This is a genomic window from Nakamurella flava, assembly GCF_005298075.1.
Classification (GTDB): domain Bacteria; phylum Actinomycetota; class Actinomycetes; order Mycobacteriales; family Nakamurellaceae; genus Nakamurella; species Nakamurella flava.
The window spans coordinates 96,833-117,337 of sequence record NZ_SZZH01000006.1 but is presented as its reverse complement, the minus strand read 5'-3'; the positions used below and the strand labels follow the sequence as shown (position 1 = coordinate 117,337).

Below are 20,505 nucleotides of genomic sequence, written 5' to 3'. Positions count from 1 at the left end.
CGCCCGGTGCCGCATCAGGCGCGGGCGGCGCCGAGCACCATCCAGGTGTCCCGGCGGTACCGCAGACCCAGCGTGACCGACCGGGACCCCAGGAACGCGACGACGAACGCCGCCCACAACCAGGCCAGACCGGCGGGCCCGTCCGGTGCCCAGACTGCGACGGCGATGACCGCGGGTAGGTAGACGACCAGGTTGAGCAGCCCGGCCCAGGCCAGGTAGGGGCCGTCGCCTGCGCCGATCAGTACGCCGTCCAGCACGAACACCCACCCGGCCAACGGCTGCCCGACGGCCAGCACCAGCACCCCGGCGGCGATCGCGGCGCGGACCGCCGGGTCGTCGGTGAACAGGGAGCCGGCGAGGCCGTGACCGGCGACGAAGATGGCGGTGAGCACCAGGCCCGCGCCGACGCCCCACCACAGCAGCGTGCGGGTCAACGCGCGGACCCGTGGGCCGTCGCCCTCCCCGAGCGCCTTGCCGGTGAGGGCCTGCGCGGCGATGGCCAACGCGTCCAGGGCCAGCGCGAGCAGGTTGAACAGAGCCATCACCACCTGGTGGGCGGCCAGAGCGGCGACCCCCAGGCGGGCAGCCACGACGGCGGTGGCGATGATCGCGAGCCGCAGGGTCAGCGTGCGCAGCAGCAGGGGGACGCCCGCTCGGCCGGCCCCGCGGATGTGTCCGAGGTCGGGTCGCAACGACGTGCCGTGCGGGCGGGACGAGGTCGCGACCACGGTGACGAGGACGGCGCCCATGGCGGTCTGGGTGAGCGCCGTCCCGATCGCCGAACCGGCCACCCCCCAGCCCAGGCCCAGGACGAACAGCAGATTGAGGGCCACGTTCACGACCGCCCCGGCCACCGCCACCAGCAACGGGGTGCGGGTGTCCTGCAGGCCGCGGAGCACCCCGGTGGCGGCCAGTACGACGAGCATCCCCGGAAGTCCGAGCAGTGACCAGCGCAGGAACGTCGTCGCGTAGGCGGTCTCGTCGGGTCCGGCTCCGAAGGCCGCCAGGACGGGGTGGGCCAGCGGCAGGCCGAGGACGATCAGGGCGACGCCGATCCCGGCGGCCAGGTACAGCCCGGCGATGCCCGCGCTCAACCCGCGGCCGAGATCACCCGCCCCGAGTGCCCGGGCCACCGCGGCGGTGGTGCCGTAGGCCAGGAACACCGACAACCCGACCAGCGTGGCCAGCACCGTCGACGCGATCCCCACCCCCGCCAGCTGCGCCGTGCCCAGGTGCCCCACGATCGCCGCGTCGACCAGCAGGAAGATCGGCTCGGCCAGCAACGCACCCAGGGAGGGCACGGCGAGGCGGAGGATCTCCCGGGTCAGGCTCACGTCGAGCACGGTAGACGGGCGGGCTGACAGTCCCGTCCTCGCCGACGACAGCTGTCCACATCGCAGCGCTGTTGTCCACGGCCTTCGCGACGACCGAACCGACGGAGCGACGTCCGGCCAAGGTGAGTCACCACGAGACAGGGGTGAGAAATGAACAACAGCATGTGTCTGCGCCTGGGGGCGTTCCGCCTGGCTGGCCCGGAGCTGCGCCGGGCGGTCTGGCCGTCAGCTCGGCCATCGTGAGCGCGGCAGAGTGGACCCCGCTGGCGACCGGGCTGGTAGCGGCGGTGGCCTTGCTGGTCGGCGTCCTCACCGTCCGACAGAAGTCGGTCTCAGATCGACGGGCGCAATGGTGGGAGCGCGTGCAATGGGCCGTCGAGCAGACGCTGCACGAGTCGGAGGAGCGCCGACTGATCGGCGTCGTCGTGCTCACCGAACTGATTGACACCGATCAGCCGACCCGTGATGAGGTGCGGATCATCGACGCTCTGGCGGACGTGCTCCTCGCGGAATCCGCGCAGAACGAGGACCATGGCGATCAAGCAGCGGCAACCGCGGAGGAGAGCTGATGACGACCGAGCAGGTCGATACAGACGGTCAGCCTCCGCTGATGGCGACCCGGGTCCAGGTCGCAGCGGCCCGGTTGAAGCTGGTGACCAGCCGGAAGCTGGGGGAGACCGCTCCACCCTGGGTGGAGCGGTTGGCCCGAGACGGGTCACCGACTAGTCGTTCAGCGCGGCGACACGCCGCCCGACGCGACTGATCGTCCAGGGCCTGACCCGCACATCCGGCCTTCCGTCAGACCGCGCGGAAGAGTCGTCCGCTGAACGCACCCCGCGCGGTCCGGACCGCCACGACTGACCAGGCGGTGACCAGCACCGCGTAGAGCAGCACCGCCAGGTCGGCGAGCGCGGTAGAGCCCAGGGCGACGGACAGGGCGGTGGCGCCGGTGACGCAGGTGCCGATCGGGAAGGTGAAGCTCCACCAGGTCAGCGCGAACGGCAGGCCCTGACGGGCGGCGTGCACGGTCAGCACGGCGGCCAGGGCGAACATCAGTGCGCCGAAGCCGGCCATGATCAGGCCGTAGACGATGCCGAAGACCCGCAGCCCGTCGGCGATCGCGGTCGGCAGGCCGACGTGCAGGGCGTCGGCGCCGAGCAGGTTGGCCGCGGTCGCGGACTGACCGATGAGGCCCAGGCCGATCCACACGGTCGGTGCGGCGGCCCCGGTGGGCGCTCCGCCGGTGACCAGCCGGCCGTAGACCAGGGCCATCGTCAGGAACCCGACGACCAGGCTGAGCCCGAACAGGGCGTAGCAGACGACCAGCATGGTCAGCCGCAGGCGGCCCTCGGGGACGTGGGGGAGCAGCAGGGCGCCCGCGGAGGCCGAGACCATTGGCGGGACGACCGGCATCAGCCAGGCCGGCAGGGCGACGGCGGTGGCGTGGTCATGCGCGGTGATCATGCGGAACGGCAGCCACACGGCCGTGGCCACGCCCAGCACGGTGCCGAGCGTCCACAGCCCGGCGTCGATCATCAGCGCCGGGCCGGACCCGATGACGTCCGACCCCAGCAGCACGGTGCCCGACCCGACGGTGAGCAGCGCCATCGGCAGGGCCCCGTAGAACTGGCCCATCACCGAGTGGTTCGCGTACCGCCGGGCGTTCTCCGGGTGGCGCACCCAATGGGTGACGAACCCGGCGACCAGGGCGAGCAGCATCGCAGTCGCCAGCGCCCACACGACGGTGGCAAACACGTGCAGCAGCGGGCCGTTGACCGGCAGCGTCGCGGCGGCGTTGGCCACGATCCCAGTGCCCATGACGGCGGCGAACCAGTTCGGGGTCAGGTGGGCGAAGACGTCCGCCGGGGCGTCCAGCTCGCCGAGCACGCGCCGCTTCCGTCCGCTCGTCCTGGGATCGACGACGGAGGTGGGGCGCTGGGCGAGGGTGCTGGTCATGTCTCTCAGCCTGCTGCGCGGCGTCGCTGGTCGGAAGCATCAGCCTCTTGTGGGGTCACAAGCAGGGGTTGTGACGGGTAGCGTCGGCGGGCATGGTGCTGAGCCCCCGGATGCCCGAGCTGCGGGCCCTGGAGATCTTCCTGGCCGCCGCCCACTCGCCGAGCCTGAGCGCGGCGGCGACCGAACTGGGCCTGTCGCAGCAGGCGGTCTCGTCGCGGATCGCCGCGCTCGAGGCGCAGACCGGCGTCCCCGTCCTGGCCCGCACCCGGTCCGGGTCGACGCTCACCCCGGCCGGCGCGGCCCTGGCCGAGTGGGCCGACCGGCTGCTGGCCGTCGCCGCCGAGGTGGACGCCGGGCTGGCCTCGCTCCGGCAGGACCGGCACGACCGGCTGCGGGTCAGCGCCAGCCTGACCGTCGCTGAACACCTGCTACCCCGCTGGCTGGTCTCGTTCCGGCTGGCCCAGCGGTCCACCGAGCAGGCGGCCGAGGTGACCTTGACGGCCACCAACAGCCAGCAGGTGCTCGCCCAGATCCGCGACGGTGACGCCGATCTCGGGTTCGTGGAGGGACCATCCGTGCCGCGGGGCGTGCGGTCCCGGGTCATCGGGCGCGACGAACTGGTCCTCGTCGTCCGGCCCGACCATCCCTGGGTGCGCCGCCGCCGGGACGTCACCGCAGCCGAACTGCACGCCACCCCGCTGATCGTCCGGGAGGCCGGATCGGGGACCCGCGACGCGCTCGACGCCGCCCTGCGGTCCGCCCCCGGCGTTGCCGGAGACCCCCCGCCGCCGGTGCTCTCGCTGTCCACCACCTCGGCGGTCCGGGCCGCGGTGCTGGAGGGTGCGGGGCCGGCGGTGCTCAGCGCGTTGGCCGTCGGCGACGACCTGCTCTCCGGGCGGCTGCGCCGGATCCCCGTCGCCGGGGTCGACCTGCGACGCACGCTGCGGGCCGTGTGGACCGGGGCTGCCGCGCCGCCGGCCGGGGCCGCGCGGGATCTGCTGGCCCACATCGCGGCGTTGCGCTGATCGGCGATCCATACAACTCCAGGCGAGAGAACCTCACTCCCGGTCGAACGGGAGTGGGGTGCACGCGAGGGGCGTTCGGTCGACGGAACCGCGCCCACCGGCCGGGTCGCACCCCGGCGCTCAGCCTCCGGAACGGGACAGGAACCCGACCACGTCGGTCGCCGACGGCTCGTCGGCCAGCAGGGCCAGCAGCCCGTCCCTCTCCTCCGGGACCACCGGTACGAGACCGCCCGGCACCTGCCAGGTGTCGCCGGCCGGGACGACGCGGGCGCAGTACAGCGCACCGACCTCCACCGGCCCATCGACGGGCAGGCCGATGACGTCGTGCTCATCCCCGGTCCGCAGATCCTTCAACCGGGCCGCGTACTCGCCATCGAAGGACACCACCTCGTGCACCGAGCGATCGACATCCAGCCACTGACGGGCCATCTCGTGCTCGTCGTCGGGCAGTAGCTCACCCCGCCGGGCCAGGAACCGGTAGAACACCAGGCCCTCGAACAGCACGGCGTCGGCGACCAGCGGATCGGCCAGCGCCTCGGACAGGGCGTCGTCACCGCCCTGTCCACCGGCGTGCACCTCGGCCGTTTCGACCATCTCCGCGGTCGCCCACTCCCCGAGCCGGCTGCTCGCCTTCGCGTACAGCCAGGGCGCCCGATCCGCGAGTGAGAGCTGCTCCCGGTGCAGATGGCAGGCCTTGTACTTCCGCCCCGAACCGCACCAGCACGGCTGGTTGCGGCCGAGATCCGGACGCGGGACCGGCTGGAAGTGCAGCAGCAACTGCACCAACGGATCGTCGGCCTCCACGCCGGCCCGCTGCAGCAGCCCGATCCCGCGGTCGGCCTGGCCACGGTCGGCGGCGTACTCGGCCAGTCGGATCAGGGTCAACGGCCAGGACGGATCGAGCGACTCGGCGACCCCAAAAGTCTGCTCGGCGTCGGTGGTGTCACCGAGCCGCTCCTGCGCCACCCCCTGCAGGTAGCGCAGGGGGCCCAGCAACGAGCGGGGTGCCGACGCCTCCGCCGACTCGGCGAACACCCCCAACGCGGTCGCCGCACGCCGATCCGAGGGGTCGAGTTCCTGGCACACCGCGTCGGCGACCGCGGGCACCCGCAGATACTCGAGCGTCGCCTCGGCCACCTGGCGCTCGTCGTCGTCCACCGGGCCATCGGCATCCTCCGGGGTCGGCCACCCATCCCCACCGTCCCCAGCATCTTCACCGTCGACGGCCCGTTCGAGCAGCCGGCCGACGTCCTCGCACAGCTCCAGCACGACGGCCACCGCCGCTGCCTCGTCCCTGTCGAGGTCGTACTCGGCCTGCAGATGGCCCAGGGCGCGGGCGTCGTCGAAATCGAACCCCTCGACGGCGACGGCCGCCGCGTCGTGATCGAGTCCGGCGGCCCGCAGCGCCTCACCCAAGGGCGCGGTGGGTATCCGCTGCGAGTCGGGACGCTCCACACACAGCTGCAACATCACGTCGAACAGGTCCAGCGCCGCCTGCGGATCCTGCGCGGCCAGCGCGGCGACCAGCTCACCGATGTCCGACGGCTCCAGCTCGCCCGGCACCGACAGGTCGAAGCCGCCCGGGGTCACGGTCAGCGCGACGAGATCGCCGGCCGAGACGCCCAGAGCGCTCAGCCGCCCCGGCTCCAGCAGCAGCACCCCTTCGACGTCCCAGTCGCCCACCGGCACCCCGCGCTCGGCGAGCAGCTCGGCGTCGAACGTCGGCGACAGGTCCTGCACCGTGCTGCCGTCGGTCAGCCGGGCGTACTGCGGCAGCTCGGTGAGCATCAGCGGGGTGAGCAGATCCGCGTCGACGACGAGAACGTCATGCGCCAGCTCGAGCTCACCGACCCGATGGGTGAAGACCCGACCGTCGAGCACGGTGGGCAGCCACACCCAGCGGTTGTCCGGCAGCTCGTACACGCCCGGCTCATCGAGCAGCGCGTCGACCAGACCGTCCGCGGCCTCCGGGTTTCCCAGGACCTTCGGGCCGAGGCGCCGCAGCAGGTCGGCCTCCGGCAGCGAGCCCCGCTCGACCAGGGCCTGGACCGCTGCGGCCACCATGTCGTCCGGCGTCGGGTGAGTCATGGCGTCAGGCTAACGGCGGGCCCGCCTCCGCCTGACGGGCCGGTCCGACCCGCGGCGTCGGCCCCCTCGGCACCAGCCCGCCCCACCCGGCAACGGCCCGGCGTCAGAGCTGCTCCGGCACGTTCGCCTCGATGTCGGCCAGCCACACCGCGGCGTTCCCGTCCGACGGCGCCCGCCAGTCGCCGCGGGGCGACAGCGACCCGCCGGCGGAGACCTTGGGGCCGTTGGGCATGGCCGATCGCTTGAACTGGCTGAAGCCGAAGAAGCGACGCACGAAGAGGGTCAACCACTTCCGGATCGCGGCCAGGTCGTACTCGCGACGGCGCTCGGCGGGGAAGCCGACCGGCCAGTTGCCGGCTTCGACGTCCCGCCAGGCGTGCCAGGCCAGGAACGCGATCTTGCTCGGCCGCATCCCGAACCGCAGCGTGTAGAACAGCGAGAAGTCCTGCAACTCATACGGTCCGATCGACTTCTCGGTGCTCTGCGGGGCCTCGCCCGGCTTGACCGGGACCAGCTCGGGGGAGATCTCGGTGTCCAGGATCGAGCGCAGCGTCTCGCCGACCTGCTCGGAGAAGTCCGGCAACCCGCTGACCCAGCGGATGAGGTGCTGGATCAGCGTCTTGGGGACGCCGCCGTTGACGTTGTAGTGCGACATCTGATCGCCCACGCCGTATGTGCACCAGCCGAGCGAGAGTTCCGACAGGTCACCGGTTCCCAGCACGATACCGCCGTGGTGGTTGGCCAGCCGGAACAGGTAGTCGGTGCGCAGCCCGGCCTGCACGTTCTCGAACGTGACGTCGTAGACCTCCTCGCCGCGGGCGAACGGATGGTCCAGCCCGGCCAGCATCTGCCGGGCCGCCGGGGTGATGTCCAGCTCCTCCGCGGTGATGCCGAGCGAGCGCATCAGCGCCCAGGCGTTGCCCTTCGTCGCGTCCCCGGTGGCGAACCCGGGCATCGTGTAGCCGCGGATGTTCGTCCGCGGCACCCCGAGCAGGTCCATCGCCCGGGCCGCGACGATGAGCGCGTGGGTCGAGTCCAGACCCCCGGACACCCCGATGACGACCGTCGTCGAGTTGATGGACCGCAGCCGCTGGACCAGGCCGTCGACCTGGATGTTGTAGGCCTCGTAGCAGTCCTGGGCCAGCCGGGCCGGGTCGGCCGGGACGAACGGGAACCGCTCCACCTCCCGGCGCAGGCCCAGGTCGCCGTCCGGCGGGTCCAGGGTGAACGGGATGCGGCGATGCTTCACGCCGCCCTGGGTGATCCGGCGGTTGTCCTCGAACGTGCCCTGCCGGGCGCGTTCCTGCACCAGCAGATCCAGGTCGACGTCGGCCACCGTGACCTGCGGCTCCTCCTGGAACCGCGGCCCCATCGCCAGGGTGCGGCCGTTCTCGAAGATCGACGTCTGGCCGTCCCAGCTCAGATCGGTGGTCGACTCGCCCTGGCCGGCGGCGGCGTAGACGTACGCGGCCAGGCACCGCATCGACTGGCTGGCGGCCAGCAGGTTCCGGGTGTCGGAGCGGCCGATGGTGATGGGGCTGCCGGACAGGTTGGCCAGCACCGTCGCCCCGGCCAGCGCCAACCCGCTGGACGGCGGGACGGGCACGAACATGTCCTCGCACACCTCGACGCCCAGCGTCAGGCCAGGGACGTCCGCGCAGGGGAACAGCAGGTCCACCCCGAACGGCGCCGACCGGCCGCCGACGGCGATCGTCTCGTCGACGATGCCCTCGCCGGCGGCGAACTGACGCCGCTCGTAGAACTCCCGGTACGTCGGCAGGTGCAGCTTCGGGATCACCCCGAGCACCTCGCCCCGGTGGATCACCACCGCGGTGTTGAACAGCCGCTCCCGGTGCCGCAGCGGCGCCCCGACCACGACCACCGGCAGCAGATCGGCACTGGCCGCGACGATCTCGGCCACCCCGGCGTGCACCGCGTCCAGCAGCGCCTGCTGGCCGAGCAGGTCCTCGACCGCGTACCCGGTCAGGGCCAGCTCGGGGAAGACGGCCACGGCGACGCCCTCGTCCGAGCAGCGCCGGGCCACGTCGACCACGGAAGCGGCGTTGCGGACCGGGTCGGCGATGAAGACGTCCGCGGTGCACGCGGCGACCCGCGCGAACCCGTGGCTGTACAGCGAGGCGAAGCTCATGACGGTTTCGTACCACGGACACCGACGGGTCAACCGGAAGGGGCGGTGATCCCGCCCGGCTCGGATGACGCCCAGGCGGGATCAGTCCGTCGGGAGCAGCCCCAGCCAGCCGTCGGGATCGTCCAGCACGGTCGACAGGGCCGCCCACGACGCGCCGTGCAGGGCCGCCGGTTCCTGGGCGGACGCCGGGTCGAGTGTCACCTGCCGCCACGGGGCCGACAGCACCCGGCGGCGCAACTGCGCGGAGATCCCGGGGGTCAGCAACGGGGCCAGTGGTCGGTAGATGCCGCCGAGCACGACGGTGTCCACGTCGACCAGGTTGATCGCGTTGGCCAGGGCGATCCCCAACGCCCGCGCGGCGGTGTCGACCGCCACCCGCGCCCGCCCGTCGCCCCCGTCCACCTGCTCGATGAGGGCGGTGACCGGGAGGTCCTGGTCGAGGCCGGCCGCGGCGAACAGCGCGTCCTTGCCGGCGTACTGCTCCAGGCATCCGGACGACCCGCAGGCGCAGGGCGGCCCGTCCGGATCGACGGCGGTGTGCCCGATCTCGCCGCTCCACCCGTGCCGACCGGAATGCACCGCGCCGTCCTGGACCAGCGCGCCGCCGATGCCCACCTCGCCCGAGACGTAGATGAACGAACCGCCGTCCCGCCGCACCTCGACCTCGGCGCGGGCGCCCAGCGTGGCCTCGTTGTCGATGCGCACACCGACCGCCCGCAGGGCCGGATGAGAAGTCAGCACTGCGGCCACGTCGACGTCCCGCCAGCCGAGGTTCGGGGCCAGCCGCAACACCCCGCCCACCCGATCGACCAGTCCCGGCACCGCGACGCAGACCGCGGCGACGGGACGGTCCTGGACGACGGCGGCGAACAACTCGGCCAGCCGGTGCAGCACGGTGGCCGGGTCGCTGCGCCGGAAGTCGCCGGTCTCGATGCGCCCGGCCAGCTGGGTGGCGGTGAGGTCCTGCACGCGGACGGCCAGGTAGTCGACGTTGACCTCGAGGCCGACCCCGGCCACCGTCCCCGCGGTGGGCACCAGCGGGACCGCCGGGCGGCCGGCCCGCTGGGCGGGCAGGGGGTCGAGTTCGGTGACGAGGTGGCCGGCGATCAACCGGTCGACGAGCACGGACACGGTGGCGCGGGTGAGTCCGGTGGCGGTGGCGATCTCCGCGCGGGACGGTGGCCGGGGGGCCCGGACGATGAGATCCAGGACGAGCCCGAGGTTGTGCTCGCGCAGGTTGGCCTGCCGGACGGCGACCCGGGGCAGCGCGCGGCGCGACCCGCCGTCCCGGACTCCGCGCACCCCTTGACCCTATCGGCCCGACCACATAAGTTCAGCCAAACAACAAATACCTCGCCCGGACGAACAAGGGAGTTCCCGATGGCCAACCGCGTCCCCACCCCCACCCCCGAGGACAAGTTCTCCTTCGGCCTGTGGACCGTCTCCTGGGCCGCCCGCGACCCGTTCGGTGACGCCACCCGCCCGGCCCTCGAGCCGTCCGAGGCCGTGGCCAATCTCGCCGAACTGGGCGCCTGGGGCATCACCTTCCACGACGACGACGTGGTGCCGTTCGGTGCCGACGATGCCTCCCGCACCGCGCACCTGCAGAAGTTCCGCGACGCCTGCGACGAGCACAAGATCACCATCGAGATGGTGACCACCAACCTGTTCACCCACCCGGTGTTCAAGGAGGGCGGCGTCACCGCCAACGACCGCTCGGTGCGGCGCTACGCGCTGCGCAAGGTGCTCCGCAACATCGACCTGACCGCCGAGCTGGGCGCCAAGACGTTCGTCATGTGGGGCGGCCGCGAGGGCAGCGAGTACGACGGGGCCAAGGACCTGGCCGCCGCGCACGACCGCTACCGCGAGGGCGTCGACACCGTCGCCGCCTACATCAAGGACAAGGGCTACGACATCCGCATCGCCCTGGAGCCCAAGCCGAACGAGCCCCGCGGCGACATCTTCCTGCCCACCATCGGGCACGCGCTGGGCTTCATCGCCCAGCTCGAGCACGGCGACATCGTCGGCCTGAACCCCGAGGTCGGGCACGAGCAGATGGCCGGCCTGAACTACACGCACGGCATCGCCCAGGCGTTGTGGTCGGACAAGCTGTTCCACATCGACCTCAACGGTCAGCGCGGCATCAAGTACGACCAGGACCTGGTCTTCGGCCACGGCGACCTGCTGTCGGCGTTCTTCACCGTCGACCTCATCGAGAACGGCTTCCCCAACGGCGGGCCGAAGTACACCGGGCCCCGGCACTTCGACTACAAGCCGTCCCGCACCGAGGGTTTCGACGGCGTGTGGGAGTCGGCCCGGGCCAACATGGCCACCTACCTGATCCTCAAGGAACGCGCGCAGGCCTACCGCGCCGATCCCGAGGTGCAGGAGGCCATGACCACCGCCGGCATCTTCGAGTCCGCCACGCCGACCATGGCCGAGGGCGAGAGCTTCGCCGACCTGCTGGCCGACCGGTCCTCCTTCGAGGACTTCGACGCCGACGCCGCCGGGGCGCGCTCCTGTGGTCTGGTGCGCCTGAACCAGCTGGCCGTCGAGCACGCCCTGGGCGCCCGCGGCTGACCGTCCGGCACCACGCTCCGGTCGCCTCGCACCGTGCCCGACCACGGTGCGAGGCGACCGGTTTCAGCCCATCGACTTCTTGCCGTCGATGGTCTCGCGGATGATGTCGGCGTGACCGGCGTGCTGGGCCGTCTCGGCGACGATGTGCACCAGGATCCGACGGGCCGATCGGCTGGCCCCCTTCTCGAACCACGGCGCCTCGGGCAGCGGGTGCGAGGCGTCCAGCGAGTCGAGGCCCCGGACGATCTCCTCGGTCCGCGCCGCGGTCGCCGCGTACTCGGCCAGGGTTTCTTCCAGGCTCGATGTCATCGTGAACGCGTCCGGTGACCAGCCGGTCTCGCCGGAGGTCCCGAACGCCGCCGGCCCGTCGACGATGAACGACGCCCACCCGGCCTCGATCGCCGACACGTGCTTGATGAGGCCGCCGACGCTCAGCGCGCTCACCGTCGGGGTGGCCCGGGCCTGCTCGTCGGTCAGGCCCTGCGCGGCGCTGGTCAGGAAGTACCGGTGCAGGGCCAGGGTCTCCAGCAGCTCGGCGCGTTCCTGCTCGTTGACGGTCATCGCGTTCTCCTTCGGTCCGGATCGACACCACTGACGGTAGGAGCAGAAGCGGCCAGGATCGGTCCGCTTCTGCGGCCTCTTCCTCCGCCACCAGGTAAAGCCGGCCGCTGTTCTGTTCGTGAGACGGCGTGTTGCGCCCAGTCGTCCATGACGCCTTCGCTGAATGCCGCCCATCCCCGGACCCGGGCGGGGGGTCGACCGACCCGGTAGCGTCCGGACCGGCCGAGCCCGACCGGTTCGTTGCACAGTCCCACGACCCAGGAGGTACCACCCCCATGACGACCCCCGGACGCAGTTTCCCGGCCGACTTCGTGTGGGGCTCGGCCACCGCGTCGTACCAGATCGAGGGCGCCGCCACCGAGGACGGCCGCACCCCGTCCATCTGGGACACCTTCAGTCACACCCCCGGCAACGTCCTGAACGGGGACACCGGTGACGTGGCCGACGACCACTACCACCGCTGGTCCGAGGACCTCGACCACATCGCCCGCATGGGTCTGGACGCCTACCGGTTCTCCATCGCCTGGCCGCGGATCCAGCCCGGCGGCTCCGGACCGGTCAATCAGAAGGGGCTGGACTTCTACTCCCGGCTGGTCGACGGCCTGCTCGACCGCGGCGTCAAGCCCGTCGTCACGCTCTACCACTGGGACCTGCCGCAGGAGCTCGAGGACGCCGGCGGCTGGCCGGCCCGGGACACCGCCCTGCGCTTCGGCGAGTACGCCGAGCACGTCGCCCGCGGCCTGGGTGACCGGGTCTCCACCTGGACCACGCTGAACGAGCCGTGGTGCTCGGCCTACCTGGGGTACGCCTCCGGCGCCCACGCCCCCGGCCGCCGCAACGGCGCCGACGCGCTCGCCGCCGCCCACCACCTCAACCTCGCCCACGGCCTCGCCGGCCGGGCCATCAAGTCCGTCCTCGGCGAGAACACCCCGCTGTCGGTGACGCTCAACCTGCACGTCACCCGGCCCGCCGACCCCGACTCGGCCGCCGACCGCGACGCCGTCCGGCAGCTCGACGCCGTGGGTAACCGCGTCTTCCTCGGACCGATGCTCGACGGCGCCTACCCGGCCGACCTGCTCGAGGACACCCGCACCATCACCGACTGGTCGTTCGTCCAGGACGGCGACGAAGCCACCTGCCACGTGCCGCTGGACGTGCTGGGCATCAACTACTACTCGACCGCCAAGGCCCGCCGATGGGACGGCATCAGCCCGCGGGAACAGCCCAAGGGCCACGGCGACTCCCCGTTCAGCCCCTGGGTCGGCGACGACGTCGAAGGCCAGCTCATCGACTACCCGCCCGTCCCCGGCCCGTACACCGCGATGGGCTGGAACATCGACCCATCCGGTATGTACGACCTGCTCACCGACATGTCCCGTCGCTACCCGGACCTGCCGCTGATGGTCACCGAGAACGGCGCCGCCTTCGACGACGCGGTCTCCACCGGACCCGACGGTCGACCCGCCGTCCACGACGACGACCGGATCGCCTACCTGACCGGCCACATCGACGCCGTGGCGCGGGCCCGCGAGGACGGCGCCGACGTGCGCGGTTACTTCCTCTGGTCGCTGCTGGACAACTTCGAATGGTCCTTCGGCTACGACCGCCGCTTCGGCATCATCCGCGTCGACTACGACACGCTGGAACGGACCTGGAAGGACTCCGCGCACTGGTACGCCGAGCTCATCCGTACCCGGCAGTTGCCGGCGAGCTGAGACGGGTGGGGACTCGGCGCAGCGTGGTGTGCGCCGAGCTCATCCGTACCCGGCAGTTGCCGGCGAGCTGAGACGTGCAGGCAGCCGCCCGGCCCACGGTGGCCGGGCGGGGGAGTGCTACCGACCCGACGTGGTCCAGGCCAGGGCCGCGGTCTCCAGCACGGTCGTCCACGCCCCGAGGACGGCCGACGCGCCGGGCACCGTCGCGACGCTCCAGTTCGGGCGGGCGCCGACGAACGCGGACAGGTCCTCGGCGGTGGTGCCCACTTCGTCCTGCCCACACCAGAGACGGACGGGCAGCGGCAGCGCCGGGGGCTCGGCGACCCAGGCGGCCGGTCCGGTCCCGTGGGTCGTCCAGTCACGCCCGGACTCAGCGACGTCCTCGGCCACGGCCAGGCGGAACGCCTCGTCCCGCCAGCGGTCACCGAGCAGCACGGACGCCGCCGACGACCGGGCGATGCGGGCCCACGTCGACTCCCGGGTCAGGTCGGGATGCCGGCCCGCGGCCCCCATCCAGGACGCGACCGCCCCGGGCCGGGCCGAGCCGGACCGCCGCCACGGGCGCCGCGCCGCCGCTCCCGGCAGCCGCGGCGACAGCACGTCGACGGACGCGACCAGCATGGGGTAGCGGGCCGCGAAGGCGAACGCCTCGTCGGCTCCGGCGCCCACCGCGACCAGGGCCACCCGGCCGACCGCCAGGGTCTCCACCATCCGGCGCAGATCCTCGGCCGGCTGTTCCCGGCCGCCCAGGCCGATCGGGTCGGACGCCCCCACGCCCGGCCGATCCACCGCCAGCAGCCGGACCGTCGACGGCAGCTGCTCCTCGTGCAGCAGCCAGTTCGGTGCCAGCCGGGACGATCCCCGGTCCGGCAGCAGCACACACGGCACCCCGCGGGGGCTGCCGTACTCCGCCCACGACCACGTGCGGCCGTCCGGCAGTCGCAGCGCCCGGTGCGGCGACCGGGTCAGCAGCGGCAGCCACGGGTCCTCGTCGTCCGGGTAGGCCCATCGGTCGTCGACCGGAGCCGGGCCGGCCTCCGTCGCGGATCCGGTGACGAAGTCCGGTACGAACAGGTCGGTGCCCAGCGGGCCGGCCGACAGGTCCGGACTGCTCGGATGGGTCTGTGCGGCCACTTCGGTGTGTCCGGTGTTCGCCCGTTCGGCGGAAGCGGCCAGGGCGGCCTCTTCGGGTGCGCCGGACAGCATTGCGGCCTTGCTCATGACGTCGTTCTCCCCCCGGGGCCCGGTAACAGACCAGAGCCCCTCCCCGGGTCATTTATAGGCTCCAGGAGGGGGTGTCCCGCGAGGGTTGATACCAAAGCGTGATGCCGATGACATCCGCCCGATTGAGAGGCCGGATTCAGCCCTCGACGCGTAACAGCGGCATATTGGTCGCGATATGCGTCGAGACCGGGTTCCCGCTGGTCACACCGTGTTGTGGCGGTCCCGCCAGGCCAGCCAGTCCGGTACCTCGGACAGGTCGTAATCGGGTCCGGAGACACTCAGCGTGAACAGGGTGAATCCTGCTTCCAGATAGGCGTCGGCCGCCTCGGGACCGCCGGAGGGCACCGACGTCGAGCGTTCGATCTCCGCCGGGTCCCGGCCCACCGCGGCGCAGTGCTCGGCCAGCACCGTGCTCTTGTGGCGCAGCACGTCCAGATCCCCGAACGCGTGCCAGGTGGTCGCGTGCTCGGCCACCATCCGGAGCGTCTTGCGCTCGCCACCCCCGCCCAGCAGCATCGGCAGCTCGCGGGTCGGTGGCGGGTTCAGTTCCGACAGCCGCCGTCGGATGCGCGGCAGGTAGTCGGCCAGCAGGCGCAGCCGGTCCCCGGCGCTGCCGAACTCGTAGCCGTAGTTCTCGTAGTCCTTGGCGAACCAGCCGGCCCCCAGACCGAGGATCAACCGGCCGCCGGAGATGTGGTCGACCGTGCGGGCCATGTCGGCCAGCAGATCCGGGTTGCGGTAACCGCCGCACGTCACCAGGGCGCCGATCTCGATGCGCTCGGTCTGCTCCGCCCATGCGGCGAGCATCGTCCAGCACTCGAAGTGCAGGCCGTCCGGGTCGCCGGACAGCGGATAGAAGTGGTCCCAGTTGAACGCGATGTCGACGCCCATGTCCTCGCAGCGGCGGACCGCGTCGCGGATCGCCGGGTACTCGGCGTGCTGCGGCTGGATCTGCACCCCGATCCGGACGGGGTGACGGGGCGGCTGCGCAGTACTCATGCGGTCCTCCGGGACGGGATCAGGACGGGCGGCGGCGGAACGCCGTCGACACCAGTGAACGCGTCGGCGCCGTCCGGCCCGTCGCCAGGGGGCTCACCGGGCCGCCGAACGGCCGGCGACCCGACCGGAGAACAGGCAGCCGCCCAGGAAGGTGCCTTCCAGCGAGCGGTAACCGTGCATCCCACCCCCGCCGAAGCCCGACGCCTCCCCGGCCGCGAACAGCCCGGCGACCGGCTCGCCGCCCGGGCGGAGCACCCGGCCGTCCAGGTCCGTCTCCAGACCGCCCAGCGTCTTGCGGGTGATGACGTGCAGGCGCACGGCGATGAGCGGCCCGGCCTTGGGGTCGAGCATCCGGTGCGGCGGGGCCACCCGCATCCGGCGGTCGCCGAAGTACCGCCGGGCCGCCGCGGCCGCCGTGACCTGCGGGTCCTTGCCCAGTCCGGCGGCGATCTGACCGTCACGCCGCACGATGTCCCGCTGCAGCGCCGGGCCGTCGATGACCGGCGCGGCCCCGTCGCCGACGGCCTGCTCGGTGAGGGCGTTCATCCGGCCGGCCAGCTCCGGCACCGTCGACGCCGTCACGAAGTCGACGCCGCGGTCCAGGAACGCCCGCAGGGCCGGGGTGATCTTGCCGCCGGCCCGCTCCGTCAGCACCTTCTTGATCGACTTGCCGGTGAAGTCGGGGTTCTGCTCCGACCCGGACAGCGCGAACTCGGCGCCGATGGTCGCCGTGTCCAGGACGAACCACGACCACGGATGCCCGGTGGTCGTGATGTGCCGCAGCGCGCCCAGCGCGTCGAACCCGGGGAACAGCGGCGCCGGCAGCCGCTCCCCGGTCGCGTCCAACCACAACGGGGTCGGCCCGGACAGGATGCGGATGCCGTGCCGCTGCCAGACCGGGGAGTGGTTGACGATGCCCTCCGGGTAATGCCACATCCGGTCCGGGTTGATGACCCGGCCACCGGCCCGCTCACCGGCCACCAGCAGTTCGCCGTCCGTCGAGTCGGGCACCCCGCTGAGCATCGCGGCCGGCGGCTCCCCGAACGCCCGGTTCCAGTTCCGGCGCACCAGCTCGTGATTGGCCCCGATCCCGCCGGAGGCCAGGACGACCGCCCCGGCCGTGATGTCGAACCCGCCGACCACCTCGCGCGAACTGGGTGCCCCCCGCTCGACCGTCGTCGGGGCCAGGACCTCGCCGGCCACCCCGGTGACCGCCCCGTCCGCCGTGACGATGTCGGTCACCCGGTGCCGGAACAGCAGCCGGACCCGCCCGGCGGTGACGTGCTGCCGGACCCGTTCGGCGAACGGCCGCACCACGCCAGGGCCGCTGCCCCAGACCAGATGGAACCGGGGGACCGAGTTGCCGTGGCCGCCGACCTCGTACCCGCCGCGTTCGGCCCAGCCGACGATCGGGAAGAACCTGACCCCCTGCCGGTGCAGCCAGTCCCGCTTCTCGCCCGCCGCGAAATCGAGGTAGGCCTGCGCCCACCGCCGCGGCCAGTGATCCTCGGGACGGTCGAACCCGGCCGAGCCGAACCAGTCGGCCGCCGCCAGCTCGGCGCTGTCCCGGACCCGCAGCCGACGCTGCTCCGGACTGTCCACCAGGAAGAGGCCACCGAGCGACCACCAGGCCTGCCCGCCCAGGCTCTGCGGACCCTCCTGGTCGACGACCACGACCCGGCGGCCCGCGTCCGCGGCCTCCGCCGCCGCCACCAGTCCGGCCAGCCCGGCCCCGACCACCACCACGTCCGCCGCGCGGACCGCGCCATCCGCCATCGCCCGACCCTGCCACACCCGGCGCCACCTGCGCAGGGGCTCACGGAGCGTGCTGGACGAACGGGACGAGGTTCCCTCGTTCGTCCCATTCGGGCGAACCGTACCCCCCGGTAGCATCAGTCACTGATTGTGGGTCAATGAGAACGGTGAGCAAGGCGCCCGTGGGTCGGCGTCGCATCCGTGCGAGCCCCCGGGGGGAGGTCCGATGTCCTCTTCTGCCGCCCTGCAGTTGCCCTGGCGGGCCACCCCACCCCGATTCCGGCTAGTGCTCGTCCTCACCGCCGCGCTCTGGTTGATCACGCTCGCCCTGGCGCTCGGGCCGCTGGGGGTCGACTCCCCACCCGTGAACGAGGTGCTGTCCGCCCCCGGGTTCTGGATCGTGGTGGCGCTCGTCCTGCTGGCCGACTGCTACCCCTGGCTGCCGTCCATGCGGGACGTCCGGGGCGAGCTCCGTTTCGTCTGGTCCGCGCCCCTGTCCCTCGGGGCCATCGTCGCGTTCGGCGCCCCGGCCGTGCTGCTGCCCGCGGTCAGCGGGCTGCTGACCTCCCTGGCCCGCGGCACGGCCCCCTGGTGGCGCTCCAGCATCAACGCGATGTGCTTCGGCCTGATCGGGTCGATCAGCCTGCTGCTGGTCGAGCTCGCGCGGGAATGGACCACACCGCAACCGACGGCCGACCCGCTGCACGTCACCGTCGTCGGGCTGCTGGTCGCCGTCGTCGCGCTCGGCGTCAACGGATCCGTGCTGGCCGTCGCCTCGGCCACCCTCGGACGGTCCACCGTCGCCGCGTCGTGGCGACAGACCCGCCGGGCCCTGCGGATCTGGGGGATCAGCCTGGTCGCGGTGCCGCTGGTCGCCACCCTCGCCGTCGCCGCGCCCTGGGCCGGCCTGCCGGTGGTCATCGTCATCGCCGCGCTCAACCAGCTCAGTCGCACCATGCTGCGCAGCACCGCCGCCGCCCGCACCGACCCGTTGACCCGTCTGGCCAACCGCGTCACCCTCACCCGGCGCCTGGCCACCCGCATCAGCGCCGTCGACGTCTCCGGATCGGGGTCCGGCGGCACCCGCGTGTACCTGCTGCTCATCGACCTGGACGGGTTCAAGTCGGTCAACGACACCCACGGTCACCTGCTCGGGGACGCGGTCCTGCGCCGGGTCGCCGACCGCCTCCGGTCCGCCGTCCCCGCCGGGGACCTCGTCGCCCGGTACGGCGGGGACGAGTTCGCCGTCGTCCCCGGACCGGGATCGACCGCCTCCATCGCCGTGGAGACCGCGGAGCGCATCCAGCGGGCCCTCGCCGAACCGCTGCGCCTCGGCGGACAGACCATCACGGTCGGCGCGTCCATCGGCCTGGCCGCCACCGCCGACCCGCGGACCGACGTCCTGGAGCTGGTCGAGATGGCCGACCGGGACCTCTACCGCGTCAAGAAGAGCGTCGCCCTCGTCGAGCGGCGCCTGCCGGTCGTCGACGACGAACCGGAGGGCGGCCCGTTCGCACCCGTCTGGAGCACGGCGGCACAGGGCGCCATCACCGCACCGGCCACCGGATGGCCGGGCGTGCACTGGTCCATCACGGCCGCCTCGCCCGACCCCTCGACCCTCCGGGTCACACCGTGACCGGCGCCGACCCGGACTGGACCGCCGGCACCCCGGTCCTCGCGGACGGGGTCGCCGCCCCCTTCACCCCCTGGCGCGGCCTGCCCCTCGCCGCCCGCCGGGGGGTGGTCGCCGCCGTCCTCGCCGCCCTGGCCGGCGTCCTCACCGTCGGCGTCGCCACCCGCTGGGCGGGCGGTGACCCGAGGTCGCTCACCGCGCCGGGCCTGTGGCTGCTGTGCTGGCTCGCCGTCATCGTCGACGCCGTCCCCCGCACCCGGCCGCTGCGCAACACCAAGGCCCTCGGCGCCTTCGTCCCCTCGCTGGCCATCGCCATCGCCGCGGTGCTGGCCTTCGGGTCGGCCGGCGTCCTCGTCTTCGCCGTGACCGGGGTGACCGGTCCATTGCTGCTCCGTCGGGAACCCTGGCGGGTGCTGCTCGCCACCGCGCTGTCCGTCACCCACGGACTGGTCATCGTCGTCGCCCTCGCCGCCGTCACCCGCGGGGTCGACTGGACCGCGGCCGTCACCGGCTGGCTGGTCCTGCCGCTGACCCTGGTTGCCGCGACCGCCTCGCTCGCGGTCGGCTGGGCGGTGGACCGCTGGCTGCGTCGCCTTTTCGGCCCGACCGGGCTGACCGCCGTCGAGCGCCGCTTGCGGCCGCGCCGCACCTCCTGGTACCTGCCCCTCACGGCCCCGATCCCCGCCGCGCTGGTCGTCGTCGAACCCGCGCTGCTCCCGCTACTCGGACTGGCCATCGTCGCCGCACAGCTGGGGGTCGCGCGCGTCGCCTCGCAGACCGCGCTCGCCGGTCTCGATCCGCTCACCGGCATCGCCAACCGGTCGGCGCTCGCCGCGGCCCTGCACCGCCGGTTGGCCCGGCGAGCCGGCGGCGCGGACACCGCCGCCGACCCCGTCACCCTGCTGCTGGCCGACCTCGACGGCTTCAAGCAGATCAACGACATCCATGGCCACCTGGTCGGCGACCAGGTGCTGGCCGTCGTCGGTCAGCGGATCCAGGCCGCCGTCCGCGCCGCCGACCTGCCCGCCCGGATGGGCGGCGACGAGTTCGCCGTGCTGCTCGAACGCGGCGGGCGCCGCGGTGACCTGTCCGGCATCTGCGGGCGCATCCGGGCGGCGGTCGGGGAACCCCTCACTGTTGGGCGGTCGACCTTCCGGCCGCAGCTGACGTTCGGATGGGCCCAGGCCGACCGGGTGGAGTCCGCCACCGAGCTGATCGCCCGGGCCGACCTCGAGCTCTACCGCCGCAAGGCCGAGCGCAAATCGCCCCGGCCCAGCCGTCCGACCCCGCCCGCGGCGGGACCCCCGACGGCCTCGGCCACGCCCGGGGCGGCGTCCTCCCGATCCCACCCGCGGACCTGGGCGAGCCCCACCTGGAGCGGGCCGGTCGCCGGCGTCGGGGCCCGGCGGGCCGGCAGCGAACGATGAGGCCGCACCGGCCGATCGTCGGCGTGCGGCATGTGCCACGATCGGGGTCGACGGGCGCG

General features: G+C 73.0%; 15 protein-coding genes. 6 read left to right on the top strand and 9 right to left on the bottom strand.

Going from position 1 to position 20,505, the window contains the following annotated elements; translation table 11 throughout:
- Window positions 1-14: 14 nt before the first annotated feature.
- Window positions 15-1,334: an MATE family efflux transporter gene (locus tag FDO65_RS18570; protein WP_240757714.1), complete on the bottom strand. Its 1,320-nt coding sequence runs from the start codon at window positions 1,332-1,334 to the stop codon at window positions 15-17.
- Window positions 1,335-1,573: 239 nt separating this feature from the next.
- Here FDO65_RS18570 and FDO65_RS18565 point away from each other — a divergent pair, with 239 nt between their 5' ends.
- Window positions 1,574-1,903 (top strand): hypothetical protein, encoded by a 330-nt coding sequence (locus FDO65_RS18565; protein ID WP_137451234.1) that lies wholly within the window; start codon window positions 1,574-1,576, stop codon window positions 1,901-1,903.
- A 229-nt stretch (window positions 1,904-2,132) separates the two neighbouring features.
- On the opposite strand, the gene FDO65_RS18560 is transcribed toward FDO65_RS18565, so the two are convergent.
- Window positions 2,133-3,290 (bottom strand): TDT family transporter, encoded by a 1,158-nt coding sequence (locus FDO65_RS18560; protein WP_137451233.1) that lies wholly within the window; start codon window positions 3,288-3,290, stop codon window positions 2,133-2,135.
- A gap of 92 nt (window positions 3,291-3,382) precedes the next feature.
- Here FDO65_RS18560 and FDO65_RS18555 point away from each other — a divergent pair, with 92 nt between their 5' ends.
- Complete coding sequence (locus FDO65_RS18555; RefSeq protein WP_137451232.1) at window positions 3,383-4,315, top strand: LysR family transcriptional regulator; 933 nt, start codon at window positions 3,383-3,385, stop codon at window positions 4,313-4,315.
- Window positions 4,316-4,435: 120 nt separating this feature from the next.
- Here FDO65_RS18555 and FDO65_RS18550 read toward each other — a convergent pair whose 3' ends face one another.
- The 3 genes from FDO65_RS18550 to FDO65_RS18540 form a co-directional block, all read right to left on the bottom strand.
- Window positions 4,436-6,403 (bottom strand): SEC-C domain-containing protein, encoded by a 1,968-nt coding sequence (locus FDO65_RS18550; protein ID WP_137451231.1) that lies wholly within the window; start codon window positions 6,401-6,403, stop codon window positions 4,436-4,438.
- A 103-nt stretch (window positions 6,404-6,506) separates the two neighbouring features.
- The gene (locus tag FDO65_RS18545; protein WP_137451230.1) at window positions 6,507-8,552 is read right to left on the bottom strand and encodes an NAD(+) synthase; all 2,046 of its coding nucleotides are present in this window, start codon (window positions 8,550-8,552) and stop codon (window positions 6,507-6,509) included.
- Between the two features lie 81 nt (window positions 8,553-8,633).
- Window positions 8,634-9,854, bottom strand: coding sequence for an ROK family protein (locus FDO65_RS18540; RefSeq protein WP_205850160.1), 1,221 nt, complete (start codon window positions 9,852-9,854; stop codon window positions 8,634-8,636).
- A 78-nt stretch (window positions 9,855-9,932) separates the two neighbouring features.
- Between FDO65_RS18540 and xylA the strand changes: the two genes are divergently transcribed.
- Window positions 9,933-11,132: a xylose isomerase gene (gene xylA, locus FDO65_RS18535; RefSeq protein WP_137451229.1), complete on the top strand. Its 1,200-nt coding sequence runs from the start codon at window positions 9,933-9,935 to the stop codon at window positions 11,130-11,132.
- Between the two features lie 63 nt (window positions 11,133-11,195).
- On the opposite strand, the gene FDO65_RS18530 is transcribed toward xylA, so the two are convergent.
- Complete coding sequence (locus FDO65_RS18530; protein WP_137451228.1) at window positions 11,196-11,693, bottom strand: DinB family protein; 498 nt, start codon at window positions 11,691-11,693, stop codon at window positions 11,196-11,198.
- A gap of 275 nt (window positions 11,694-11,968) precedes the next feature.
- Here FDO65_RS18530 and FDO65_RS18525 point away from each other — a divergent pair, with 275 nt between their 5' ends.
- Window positions 11,969-13,408, top strand: a complete 1,440-nt coding sequence (locus FDO65_RS18525; protein ID WP_137451227.1) for a glycoside hydrolase family 1 protein — start codon at window positions 11,969-11,971, stop codon at window positions 13,406-13,408.
- A 117-nt stretch (window positions 13,409-13,525) separates the two neighbouring features.
- On the opposite strand, the gene FDO65_RS18520 is transcribed toward FDO65_RS18525, so the two are convergent.
- The 3 genes from FDO65_RS18520 to FDO65_RS18510 all read right to left on the bottom strand — a co-directional run bounded on the left by FDO65_RS18520 (window position 13,526) and on the right by FDO65_RS18510 (window position 17,524).
- A complete protein-coding gene (locus FDO65_RS18520; protein WP_137451226.1) occupies window positions 13,526-14,629 on the bottom strand; it encodes an alpha/beta fold hydrolase in 1,104 nt (367 codons plus the stop codon).
- A 204-nt stretch (window positions 14,630-14,833) separates the two neighbouring features.
- Window positions 14,834-15,631 carry an LLM class F420-dependent oxidoreductase gene (locus FDO65_RS18515; protein WP_137451225.1) on the bottom strand — a complete coding sequence of 266 codons (798 nt, stop codon included), beginning with the start codon at window positions 15,629-15,631 and terminating at the stop codon, window positions 14,834-14,836.
- A gap of 93 nt (window positions 15,632-15,724) precedes the next feature.
- Entirely contained in the window at window positions 15,725-17,524 is a 1,800-nt protein-coding gene (locus FDO65_RS18510) for an FAD-binding dehydrogenase (protein WP_137451224.1), read from the bottom strand.
- A gap of 88 nt (window positions 17,525-17,612) precedes the next feature.
- Between FDO65_RS18510 and FDO65_RS18505 the strand changes: the two genes are divergently transcribed.
- A complete protein-coding gene (locus FDO65_RS18505) occupies window positions 17,613-19,022 on the top strand; it encodes a GGDEF domain-containing protein (protein WP_137451223.1) in 1,410 nt (469 codons plus the stop codon).
- A complete protein-coding gene (locus FDO65_RS18500; protein ID WP_166442288.1) occupies window positions 19,019-20,446 on the top strand; it encodes a GGDEF domain-containing protein in 1,428 nt (475 codons plus the stop codon). The genes FDO65_RS18505 and FDO65_RS18500 overlap by 4 nt, the downstream gene beginning before the upstream one ends.
- Window positions 20,447-20,505 lie beyond the last annotated feature (59 nt).